The sequence below is a fragment of the Sulfitobacter sp. W002 genome (genome assembly GCF_025142135.1).
In the GTDB taxonomy this organism is placed as follows: Bacteria; Pseudomonadota; Alphaproteobacteria; order Rhodobacterales; family Rhodobacteraceae; genus Sulfitobacter; species Sulfitobacter profundi.
The window spans coordinates 422,231-433,669 of sequence record NZ_CP081126.1 but is presented as its reverse complement, the minus strand read 5'-3'; the positions used below and the strand labels follow the sequence as shown (position 1 = coordinate 433,669).

At 62.8% G+C, this 11,439-nt stretch carries 10 protein-coding genes; 2 read left to right on the top strand and 8 right to left on the bottom strand.

Annotated features, from left to right (window positions below):
* Positions 1–102: 102 nt before the first annotated feature.
* From K3758_RS02175 to K3758_RS02160, 4 genes are read right to left on the bottom strand one after another with little or no spacing between them, the layout of a single operon-like run.
* Positions 103–1,032 carry a metal ABC transporter permease gene (locus K3758_RS02175; protein WP_259947268.1) on the bottom strand — a complete coding sequence of 310 codons (930 nt, stop codon included), beginning with the start codon at positions 1,030–1,032 and terminating at the stop codon, positions 103–105.
* Positions 1,029–2,234, bottom strand: a complete 1,206-nt coding sequence (locus K3758_RS02170) for a metal ABC transporter permease (protein ID WP_093927897.1) — start codon at positions 2,232–2,234, stop codon at positions 1,029–1,031. Before K3758_RS02170 ends, K3758_RS02175 begins: the two co-directional genes overlap by 4 nt.
* Positions 2,231–3,025 (bottom strand): metal ABC transporter ATP-binding protein, encoded by a 795-nt coding sequence (locus K3758_RS02165; protein WP_259947264.1) that lies wholly within the window; start codon positions 3,023–3,025, stop codon positions 2,231–2,233. The genes K3758_RS02170 and K3758_RS02165 overlap by 4 nt, the downstream gene beginning before the upstream one ends.
* A gap of 3 nt (positions 3,026–3,028) precedes the next feature.
* On the bottom strand, positions 3,029–4,018 hold the full coding sequence (locus K3758_RS02160) for a metal ABC transporter solute-binding protein, Zn/Mn family (protein WP_409202614.1): 990 nt from the start codon (positions 4,016–4,018) through the stop codon (positions 3,029–3,031).
* A 175-nt stretch (positions 4,019–4,193) separates the two neighbouring features.
* On the opposite strand from K3758_RS02160, the gene deoC reads away from it, so the two are divergent.
* Entirely contained in the window at positions 4,194–5,207 is a 1,014-nt protein-coding gene (gene deoC / locus K3758_RS02155; protein ID WP_259947262.1) for a deoxyribose-phosphate aldolase, read from the top strand.
* A 44-nt stretch (positions 5,208–5,251) separates the two neighbouring features.
* The gene (locus K3758_RS02150; RefSeq protein ID WP_259947259.1) at positions 5,252–7,597 is read left to right on the top strand and encodes an aldehyde dehydrogenase family protein; all 2,346 of its coding nucleotides are present in this window, start codon (positions 5,252–5,254) and stop codon (positions 7,595–7,597) included.
* Between the two features lie 55 nt (positions 7,598–7,652).
* Here the strand turns inward: K3758_RS02150 and K3758_RS02145 are convergent, their stop codons facing one another.
* From K3758_RS02145 to lspA, 4 genes are all read right to left on the bottom strand, one after another.
* Complete coding sequence (locus tag K3758_RS02145) at positions 7,653–8,975, bottom strand: pitrilysin family protein (RefSeq protein ID WP_259947257.1); 1,323 nt, start codon at positions 8,973–8,975, stop codon at positions 7,653–7,655.
* Positions 8,972–10,318, bottom strand: coding sequence for a pitrilysin family protein (locus tag K3758_RS02140; protein ID WP_259947255.1), 1,347 nt, complete (start codon positions 10,316–10,318; stop codon positions 8,972–8,974). Before K3758_RS02140 ends, K3758_RS02145 begins: the two co-directional genes overlap by 4 nt.
* 64 nt (positions 10,319–10,382) lie before the next feature.
* Positions 10,383–10,895, bottom strand: a complete 513-nt coding sequence (locus tag K3758_RS02135; protein ID WP_259947253.1) for a DUF3035 domain-containing protein — start codon at positions 10,893–10,895, stop codon at positions 10,383–10,385.
* A gap of 52 nt (positions 10,896–10,947) precedes the next feature.
* On the bottom strand, positions 10,948–11,436 hold the full coding sequence (lspA, locus tag K3758_RS02130; RefSeq protein ID WP_259947251.1) for a signal peptidase II: 489 nt from the start codon (positions 11,434–11,436) through the stop codon (positions 10,948–10,950).
* Positions 11,437–11,439: the final 3 nt, after the last annotated feature.

The following is an 11,439-nucleotide window of genomic DNA, read 5'->3' as shown; positions in this document are numbered from 1 at the left end:
AGTCGTCTCCGGCGGAGCTTGCACCCTGTATAGACGCAGGACGAATCACAGGTCAAAGCAAAATCGAATCGGTTGCCCAGAAAACGAATCGTTGCGATTCGATTAAGCGGCGGGGGCAGCGGCGCCTCTTTGCCGATGCGGCCCCATAAGTGCCGCAAACCCAAGGATAACACCCGAAACCGTGGCGATCATCCCCGCCGCTGACACCGAATCCCGCATGCCGATCCACAGCGGCCCGTATCCGGCCAGCACATAGCCCAGCACAGCGGCCAAAGTGGCAAAGAGCACCGACCACGCAATCTGGTACTCCAATCGGTTGGTCATCATCCGCGCGGCGGCGGGGGGGCAGATGAACATGGCGATGACGATGATACTGCCCACCGCGTCAAAGGCAGCCACAGCGGCAATCGCCGCAACGATGACCAGACCAAGACCCAGTGGCCCGGTCTTCATGCCGATGGTACGGGCGAAGCCCTCGTCGAAGGTGCTGATCTTGAGCGGCCGCCAGAAGATCGCGGTAAAAAGCGTAACAAAAACCAGCGTCACCGCCATGCGCGGCAGCTCCACCGGGAGGGTCGCTAGCGCCTCGGGGTCGAACAGCGACCCCCAGCCGGTCGCATCCAGCCAGATCAGGCTTTCAAGGTTGCCGTAAAGCGCATGTTCCACGTCGAGATGCACATTGCTGGTGTCCGATTGCTCAAGCAGCAGCACGCCGCCCGCGAACATAGCGGTAAAGACCACGCCCATCGCCGCACCGGATTCGATTTTGCCCAGACGGCGCACGCCCTCGATGGCCAAAACAGAGACAAGCGCCGCCCCCGCGGCCCCCAGCAGCATCGGCCAGGTGCTGACCACGCCGGTCAGCAAAAACGCCACCACGATCCCCGGCAACACCACATGGCTGATCGCATCGCCGATTAGCGCTTGGCGGCGCAGGACGAGGAAGTTCCCCGGCAAGGCACAGGCCACGGCGACGAAGATGCCCGTCAGCATCGGCACCAACGACAGGGGCACAAATTCAGAACCGTTCATGCCATCACCCCGCCGCGCATGTCGATGCGGCTGTCAATTTCGCGGATTTGGTCGGCGGTCAGCACCGTCTCGATGGGGGTCAGACCGTCATATTGCTGGGCCGCCGCCTCGTAAGCTGGATCGCGGCGGATCAACTGCCAGCGGGTTTCGTCCCGCAGCGCCTTGGCGGCGCGGCCCCGGCCCGCTTTGGTGGCGACCCCATCGGGCAGCGCATAGCCTTCGGCACGCAGCAGGCGCAGGGTCAGTTGTTCGTAGATCGGTTGTCCATGGGCAAGCGCCAGCAGCCCCTGTCGCAGATGCACCCGGCGCTGATACCGGCGGTGGCGCAGCAGAGCCGAAAGCGCGCCGCGCCCCGGTGCCAACAGCAGCGACAGCGCAAAGAGCGCAAAGCCCACCAGCACAATGATCGGCCCCGTCGGCAGGTTCGGCTGGGCCGCAGACAGCGCTGCGCCGACATAGGCCGCGATACCGCCAAGCGCACCGGAGATCAGCACCACGTGATCGGTGCGCTCGCTCCAAAACCGGGCGGTGACGGGCGGGATGATCAAGAGCGCGACAATCAGGATCAGCCCAACGATTTTAAGGCCCACCACGGTCACCGCCAGCACCAGCCCCATCATCGCAAGATCGGTGCGCGGAACGTTCTGGCCGATGGCGGTGCCATATTCAGGATCGAACGAGGCGAGCGTCAGCGGACGCCGAAGCAACAGCACCAGCGCCAGCGTCAGCGCCGCGGCCACCGCAATGATCAGGGCGTCGTTGCGCAGCATCCCGGCGGTGGACCCCAGAAGGAAATCCTCCAGCCCTGCTTGTCGTCCGGCGCTCATGGTCTGGATCACCGTCAGTAAAACGATGCCAAGCCCAAAGAAAACCGACAGGACCGAGCCAATCGCCGCATCTTCGGCCAGCCGCGTGCGGTTGCTGAGCCATGAGACCAAAAGCAGCCCCGCCGCCGCAGACAAGGCCGCGCCCAGCAGCAGGCCGATCAGGTTGCGGCCGTCCCCGCCAAGCGCGACCATCACCATAAAGGCCAGCGCCACACCCGGCAGCGTCGCATGCGAGATCGCATCGCTCACCAACGCCCGTTTGCGCAGGAATAGAAAGGTGCCGCCAACGCCCGCGGCCATGCCCAGCAGCGTCGCCCCAAGTGTTACCAGCGTGGCGTTATAGCCCAGTTGCAGCGTCAGCGCGTCCCAGATCATGACAGCTGCAACGCATCCATTTGTGCGCCAGCCAAGCGACCGCCATAGGCGTCTTGCAGGTGGTTGGCTTGGAATACCTCTTCGACGCTGCCTTCGGCGACGCGGTGGGTGTTGATCAGGAAGACGTTGTCGAAATACTCGGCCACGGTCGATAGGTCATGGTGAACCGCCACAACCGTTTTGCCTGCGTCGCGCAGGGATTTCAGCACGGCGATGATCGCCTTTTCAGTTGCCGCATCGACCCCGGCGAAGGGTTCGTCCAGCAGATAGAGGTCCGCCTCCTGCGCCAAGGCGCGGGCGAGAAAGACCCGCTGTTGCTGGCCCCCAGACAGTTGGCCGATCTGGCGGGTGGCGAAATCTTCCATGCCGACGCGGGCCAGACAATCGGTGGCGCGGGCGCGGTGCACAGGGCGGATGCGGCCCAGCAGGCCCAGTTGCGGATAGAGCCCCATCAGCACCACGTCGATCACGCGGGTCGGGAAATCCCAATCCACGCTGGCGCGCTGCGGTACATAGGCGATACGGTGGCGTTGTTCGGCGACCGGCTTGCCATAGACGGTGGCGGTGCCCGCCAGCGGGGTCAGAATGCCCAAAGCAGCCTTGAGCAAAGTCGACTTGCCCGCGCCATTCGGGCCGATGATCGCGGTCATCTTGCCCGGCTGCACCGTCATATCAACAGAAAACACCGCAGGTTTCTGCCCATAGGAGACTGTCATGCCGCGCACGGCAAGCGGGCTATCGGCGCGGGAGGTGGGCGCGGTTTCGCGACTGCTGGCGAGTTCAAGTGTCATGGATCAGCTTCCCTGTACCAGCTTGCCGTTCATCCCGCCCGCATCCACCGGCGCGCCAAGCGCGCGGGCGATGGTGGTGACATTGTGATCGATCATACCGATATAAGTGCCCTCATAGCTGCCCGGTTCCCCCATGGCGTCACTATAGAGTGATCCGCCGATCACGACCTCATGACCGCGCGCCGCAGCCCCTTCGACCAGCGCACGCATGTTGCGGTCGGAAACCGAGGTCTCGACAAAGACCGCCCCGATTTCGCGGTCGACCAGTTCATCGACCAACGCAGAGATGCGGTTCAGCCCCGCTTCGCTGTTGGTTGAGATGCCCTGAATGCCGATCACCTCGAACCCAAAGGCGCGCCCGAAATAGCTGAAAGCGTCATGGGCCGTGACCAGCACGCGCTGGCTTTCTGGCACCTGTGCCACGGTCTCGGCGGCATAGGTGGCCAATTGTTCCAGCTCGGCGCGGTAGGTGGCCGCGTTCTGGGCGAAAGTCTCGGCCCCTACGGGATGCGCCTCGGTCAGGGCGCGGGTTACCTCATCGACCACGGCGATCCAAGTTTTCGGGTCCATCCAGACGTGGGGGTCATAGCGGCCCTCGTAGTCTGGGTGGCTGAGCAGATCGTCCTTGGGCAGCGCATCGGCCACGGCAACCACGGCGCGCTTGCGGCCCAGATCTTCGAAAAACCGCTCCATCTGCGCCTCAAGGTAGAGGCCGTGCCAAAGCACCAGATCGGCCCGGGTCAGCGCCACGATATCGCTGCGCGTCTGGCGGTAGCTGTGCGGATCGACGCCCGAGCCCATGAGCGAGCGGACCTCGACCAGATCGCCACCAATCCGCCGGGCGGCGTCGGCGATCATACCTGTCGTGGCGACAACGTTAAGCTTTTGCGCAGCGAAGGCGGCAGGCGCAGCCCCCAGCAGGGCAAAGGCGCTCATACCACCGATTAAAGCAGAGCGGCGGGACGGGCGAAAAGGGTCAGATGCATGTTTCATGGGTTATTAATGAGAACGATTCTCATGTAAGTCAACAGTTGCGAATGGTTCTCATTAACAATTACGGCATTTTGGCTGTTTTTCAGGCATTCCCCTCGTGACGCGGGGTTAGCGTCGCTTGCCTTGCCCCGGGCCCCATGTCATTTTGCGCGCCTGACCAAACCGGAGAGACCCGATGGCCACCCAGACGACCCCGCAGGAAAGCACGACGGAAACCGGCGCGACCGGGCATCTGCCGCAGGTGACCGAACAGCGTGTCGAGCCTATGCCGCTTGATATGGATTGGCTGCGCTCTGTGCAGGCGAACACCTCGGCGATCGAGCGCCGCGCCGCCGCCCTGCCCGCCCGCCGTTCGCTGAAAAAAGCACATCAGGCCGCGTGGCTGCTCCGCGCCGTGACCTGTATCGACCTGACGACCCTCTCGGGCGACGACACCGCGCGCCGGGTTGAGCGGCTCTGCGCCAAGGCGCGCCAACCGATTGCGCCGGATCTGCTTGATGCCCTTGGCATGGCCCCGATCACCACCGGTGCGGTTTGTGTGTACCACGAGATGATCCCCGCCGCGCGCAAGGCGCTGGAAGGGACCAATATCCCGATTGCTGCCGTCTCCACCGGTTTCCCGGCGGGCCTGTCGCCGCTGGAACTGCGCATTCGTGAGATCGAGATGAGCGTTGAAGCAGGGGCGACAGAGATCGACATCGTGATCTCGCGCCGCCACGTGCTCTCGGGCGACTGGCAGGCGCTTTATGATGAGATGCGCGCCTTCCGTGAGGCCTGTGGCGAGGCCCATGTGAAAGCGATCCTTGCGACGGGCGAATTGGGATCGCTGCGCAATGTGGCGCGTGCGTCGCTGGTCTGCATGATGGCCGGGGCCGATTTCATCAAGACCTCGACCGGCAAGGAAAGCGTCAACGCCACCCTGCCCGTCAGCCTCGTGATGATCCGGGCGATCCGTGAGTATTATGAACGCACCGGGGTGCGTGTGGGCTACAAGCCCGCGGGGGGCATTTCGAAAGCCAAGGATGCGATCACCTATTTGGCGCTGATGAAGGAAGAGCTGGGCGACCGTTGGTTACAGCCTGATCTGTTCCGCTTTGGGGCGTCTTCGCTTCTGGGCGATATCGAGCGGCAGTTGGAGCATCATGTGACCGGCAACTATTCGGCGGCTTACCGCCACGCGACCTCCTGAGCCTGTTGCAGGCTGCAGGATGGTATTTGGAAAAGGATGAAGGCATGAGCGTGTCCGAGATTTTTGAGAGCATGGAATACGGGCCAGCCCCGGAATCGGCGGCAGATGCGCTGGCGTGGATCGTGGATCAAGGCGGGCGTTTTGGTCATTTCATTGATGGCGCTTTCACCGCGCCGGGCGCGGGTTTCGACAGCACCAACCCGGCGACGGGAGAGGTTTTGGCGAGCCTGACGCAGGCGACGCAGGGCGATGTGGATAGTGCGGTAAAAGCCGCGCGCAAGGCGCAGCCGAAGTGGGAGAAGCTGGGCGGCCATGGCCGAGCGCGGCATATCTATGCGCTGGCGCGGTTGTTGCAGAAACACGCGCGGTTGTTTGCCGTGCTGGAGGTATTGGATAACGGCAAGCCGATCCGCGAGGCGCGCGACATTGATGTGCCTTTGGCGCAGCGGCATTTCTATTATCACGCGGGCATGGCGCAGCTGATGGAGAGCGAGTTGCCTGATGCGCAGCCGCTCGGGGTTTGCGGTCAGATCATTCCGTGGAACTTCCCGCTGCTGATGTTGGCGTGGAAAATCGCGCCTGCGCTGGCGATGGGCAACACGGTGGTGTTGAAGCCTGCGGAGTATACTTCGCTGACGGCGCTGCTTTTTGCTGACATTTGCCGTCAGGCTGGATTGCCGAAGGGTGTGGTTAACATTGTCACCGGTGATGGCGCTGTGGGCGAGATGATTGTTACCCATGAGGATATCGACAAAATCGCCTTTACCGGCTCCACCGCCGTGGGCCGCCGCATTCGTGAGGCGACGGCAGGCTCGGGCAAGGCGCTGACTTTGGAGTTGGGCGGCAAGTCGCCTTACATCGTGTTTGATGACGCCGATCTGGACAGCGCGGTCGAAGGGCTGGTTGACGCGATTTGGTTCAATCAGGGGCAGGTCTGCTGTGCGGGCTCGCGGTTGTTGGTGCATGAGCCTGTTGCGGATCGCTTCTATGCCAAGCTGCGCACCCGGATGGAGAAGCTGCGTATCGGTGATCCGCTGGACAAGAGCATTGACGTGGGCGCGCTGGTGGACCCGGTGCAATACAAGCGCGTGAGCGAGATGGTGGAGGCGAATACTGCAGGCGAGCGGTTTGTCACCCCGGGCGACATGCCTGAGCATGGGTGTTTCTATCCGCCGACGTTGATCACCGGGCTGAACCCGGCCGATACGCTGATGCAGGAAGAGATCTTTGGGCCGGTTCTGGTCTCGACCACTTTCCGCACGCCCGGCGAAGCTGTGCAGCTGGCCAATAACACGCGCTATGGGCTGGCGGCGACGGTCTGGACCGAGAATGTGAACCTCGCCCTTGATATTGCGCCGCAGTTGGAGACCGGGATTGTTTGGGTCAACGGGACCAATATGATGGATGCGGCGGCCGGGTTTGGCGGCAAGCGCGAGAGCGGCTTTGGCCGTGAAGGCGGCTGGGAAGGTCTGGCGGGCTATACCAAGCCCAAGACCGCTCAGAAGCCGTTGAAAGAGATCGAAACCTTCAGCGGTGAAGGTGGCCCGGAAGACGGGATCGACCGCACAGCGAAGCTTTATATCGGGGGCAAGCAAGCGCGGCCCGATGGCGGCTATTCCGCGCCGGTCTGGGGTAAGTCCGGTGGGCTATTGGGCCATGTGAGCCTCGCCAACCGCAAGGATGTGCGCAACGCCGTTGAGGCGGCGCATGCGGCAAAGGGGTGGTCGAAAACCACCGGCCATCTGCGGGCGCAGATCCTTTATTATATTGCCGAAAACCTCTCGGCGCGGAGCGATGAGTTTGCCGCGCGGCTGGATGCGATGCAGGGGACGAAGGCGGGTCGCAAAGAGGTTGATGCCGCTATTGACCGGCTGTTCACCTATGCCGCTTGGGCCGACAAATACGACGGTCAGGTGCACGGCGTGCCGATCCGGGGCGTGGCCTTGGCGATGAAGGAGCCTGTGGGCGTGATCGGGGCGCTTTGCCCGGCAGAGGCACCGCTTTTGGGGCTGATCTCTTGCATGGCGCCTGCGATTGCCATGGGCAACCGCGTGATCCTTTCGGCGAGCGAACCCTTCCCGCTGGCGGCGACCGATTTCGTGCAGGTTTTGGAGACTTCCGACGTGCCTGCGGGTGTGGTGAATATCCTGACCGGGTCGCAGGCCGATCTGGCCGAGCCGATGGCGCGGCATATGGACATTGATGCCGTCTGGAGCTTTGGCGCGGCGGAACTCTCGGCCGTGGTCGAAAAAGGGGCGGCGAGCAACATCAAGCGCACTTGGGTCAACCACGGTATGGCGCGCGATTGGTTCGGGGCCGAGGGCGCGGGGCGTGAATTCCTGCAAGCCGCGACAGAGGTCAAGAATATCTGGGTGCCCTACGGCGAATAAGCCCTATCGCCGTGATGCATTGAAAGCACCGCCCCCGTCGGGAGCGGCGCTTTTTTCATTCCTGCGGCGAGGTTGAAGCCTCAAGCCCTTCGGGCTGGCCGACGACGACGAAATGCAGGTTTTCGGGGTCCAGCAAATCCGCCGCGACGCGCTTGACGTCGTCCAGCGTGACCGCTTCGACCTTGTCGTTGCGGGTCGCGATATAGTCGGTCGGCAGGCCAAGCATCTGCATGCCGACGAGGATGTTGGCGATCGGGCTGTTGCCGTCAAACCGCAGCGGATAGGCGCCGGTGATATAGGTCTTGGCGGCCTCCAGTTCCTCTTGGGTGATGCCTTCGGTCGCGGCTTTGGCCCATTCGGCGCGGATCACCTCAATAGCCTCACCGATACGGTCGTTGGCTGAACTGACGGAGCCGAGGTAGGTCTCAGCCAGATCGCGCGGGGCGAGGTAGGAATAGACGCCATAGGTCAGACCACGCTTCTCACGCACCTCGGTCATCAGGCGGGATTCGAAACCGCCACCGCCGAGGACGTGGTTCAGCACCGTGGCGGTGAACCAATCGGGATCGTCCTGCGCGAGGCCCGCCTGGCCAAAGATTGCAACGGATTGCGGCGTGGCGAAATCGACCACTGTCGTGCCCGCGGGGATATCCACATCTGCAGTCGGGGGCATCGGCGCGCCCTTGGCGGGCAGATCGCCCAGCAGCGTATCGAGCAACTCGCCCAGTTCTTCGGGGGTGATGTCGCCCACCGCGCCGACATAGATGCGGTCACGGGCCAGCACGGCCTTATGCGCCCCAATCAGGTCGTCGCGGGTCAACCCGGCCACCGTCTCAAGCGTGCCGTTCAGCGAACTTCCGTAGGGGTGGTCGCCAAAGGCGATCTTGTCGAAGGTCTGGCGGGCGATGTCGTTCGGGTCTTTCTGGTTCGACTGGATGTTTGAGATCACCTGACCGCGCACCCGCTCTACCGCGTCTTCGTCAAAACGCGGCTCTAACAATGCGGCGCGCAGAAGCTCGATGGAGGCTTCGCGATTTTCGGTCAGGAAACGGGCCGAGACGGAAAGCGAATCGTCCGACACGTCAAAGCTGAGGTTGGTTGCCAGCGCTTCGGTCTCGCGGCTAAATGCACGCGCGTCCATGTCGCCTGCGCCCTCTTCCAAGAGGCCGGTCATCAGGTTGATCGCGCCGCGTTTGCCGGGGGCGTCCAGTGACGCGCCGCCCCGGAAACGGATTTCCAAGGCAACGAAGGGGATCGAATGTTCTTCGACCAGCCAAGCGTCGATGCCGCCGGGGCTGGTGACGGGCTGAATGTCGACTTCAGCACGGGCGGGAAGTGCGGCGAAAACCGTCAGGATCAGGGCGTAGAACAGTTTCATTGCGCGTCCTCCTTCATCAGCCAACCGGTGACCGATGCGCGTTTGTCGAACAGGGTGCGGGCCGCCTGCATGATGTCTTCAGCGGTGACGGCTTGCAGCACACCGGGCCAGTCCTGCACGTCTTCGACGGTCAGACCGATAGCAAGGGCCGAGCCATAGCGGTTTGCCACGCGGTCGGCATCGTCGCGGGCGTAAATCTGATCGGCGCGCAATTGCGCCTTGAGGCGCTCAAGATGCTCGGGGTCCACTCCGGCTTCCATGAACTGCACGAGCACCTCGTCCAGCGCCTCTTCGGCCTGCTGGAGGCTGACACCGGGCACGGGCAGCACCACGACATCAAAGGTCGTGTCGTCGAGCGTATCAGCCTTGTAGAAGGCGCCGGTGTAATTGGCGATCTGTTCGTCGAATTGCAGCTTTTCAGCGAGGTAGGAGGTGGTGCCGCCGCCCAGCAATTCGCTGAGAAGAAAGAGCGCCGCCGCCTCTTCCTGCGCACCGCTGTCCCGCTCTTGAGCAAGGTAGGAGCGGCGCACATAGGGCTGGGCCACGCGGGCGTCTTTGTAGATCAACCGGCGTTCGGCAAACTGCGGTGGCTCTTCGGTGCGCAGGCGCTCGGGCAGGTCAGGGTTGGCGGGAATCTGGCCATAGGTGGCTTCGGCCAGTTCGCGCACGTCCTCTGGCGTGACATCGCCGGAGACGACGAGGATGGCGTTGTTGGGCGAATAGTAGAGCTCATAGAACGACAGCGCATCTTCGAGGTCCAACTCCTCCATCTCATGTTTCCACCCGATGATCGGCACGCCGTAGCGGTGGTTGAGAAATTGCGCGGCGTTGAGTTGCTCGCTGAACAGCGCGGCGGGGTTGTTCTCGGTCCGCTGGTTGCGCTCTTCCAAGATCACATCGCGTTCGGTTTCGATGTTTTCGGGGGTGAGGCGGATGTTCTTCATCCGGTCGGCCTCCATCTCCATCATCAGGCCGAGACGGTCGGCGGCGACGCGCTGGAAATAGGCGGTGTAATCGTAGCTGGTGAAGGCATTGTCGCGCCCGCCGTTGGCCGCGACGGTGGCCGAAAACTCGCCCGACTCCAGTTTGTCGGTGGCCTTGAACAGCAGGTGTTCAAGAAAATGCGCCACGCCGGATGAACCCTTAGGCTCATCGGCTGAGCCCGCGCGGTACCAGACCATCTGCTGCACGACCGGGGCGCGGTGGTCTTCGACGACCACGACCTCCATGCCGTTATCGAGGGTGAAATGGGTTACCGCCTCATTCTCATTATCGCGCGCCTGCGCGGAGGGGGCTGTGAAGAGCGTCGCCACCAGGGCCGCCATCATCGGCAGTCGGATCATTGCTTACCTCGAAATATATCGCCTCCCGCATTACCTACGCGGTCTGGCGCTACTTTCAAGAAGCCTAGCGAAAACGTGTGTCTTGTGGGGGGTAAGACGGCGTGCGCCCACCCGCGTTGCGCCAACGCTCTGCCTCGTTATGGGCGTCGAGGATTTGGTTCTTGTAGGCTTGGCTGTAGCGGTCGACCGGCACGATGCGAAACTGGGTAAAGCGGCCTTTGCGCTTGCGGAATTCCGCGTCAGACTGCGCCAAGCTGGCCCGGATGCCGGGTTGCACGCCCATCCGGCCCGCATGTTGCACCAGCGCCGCATCCCCCGCCGGGATGCCGGTAGAGGTATCCAGACGCCCGCCAAATGCCGCCACCCCTTCTGCCACCGCCGACCGGTCGGTCAGGTTCGCCTGTCCCGGTACGGGGGCAGGCAGAGCGTTCAGATTGTCGGGGCGTTCCAGCGGCTTGACTGGCTGGATCAGGAATTCGTCAGGTCCGTCAGAAGTCGGCTGCAAATCGCGAAGGCCCTGATTGCTGCAGGCGGCGAGGGCCAGCGGGATCAAGCTGATGAGGGCAATGCGACGCATGGTGTCTCCTTTCGGGGTCTGCTTGTTCAATATCGCAGGCAAGCGGGCAATGTCACTGACCTTTTTTGCCCCGGCGCTTGGGCGCGCTTTTTGGCTCTCCGGTAAAGAGGATCAGCCCCAAGGCACCTGCGAAGATAAAGACATCCGCCAAGTTGTAGACGAAAGGGTTGTTGATGCCACAGCAAGAGTTGTTCAGGAAATCCAGCACATAGCCATAGATCAGCCGGTCCGCCACATTCGCCAGCGCCCCGCCGACCAACAGGCCGCCGCTCAGCTGTGCCCACCGCCCATGCGGGCTGCGCCAGAGCCACAGGGTGACGCCCGCGCAGATCACCAACGCCACCACGATCAGAACCCATTGGCTCATGTCACCGCCGAGGCCAAAGTTGATGCCCCGGTTTTCTCCATAGCGGAAATTCAGCACCGGGGGCAGCACGTCGATGGAGCGGATACGTGCCAGTTCCATCATGTGAATGACCACATATTTGCTGATCTGATCGACCAGAAAGGCCACAAAGGCCGCGATGCCGAATGTCCGCATGGT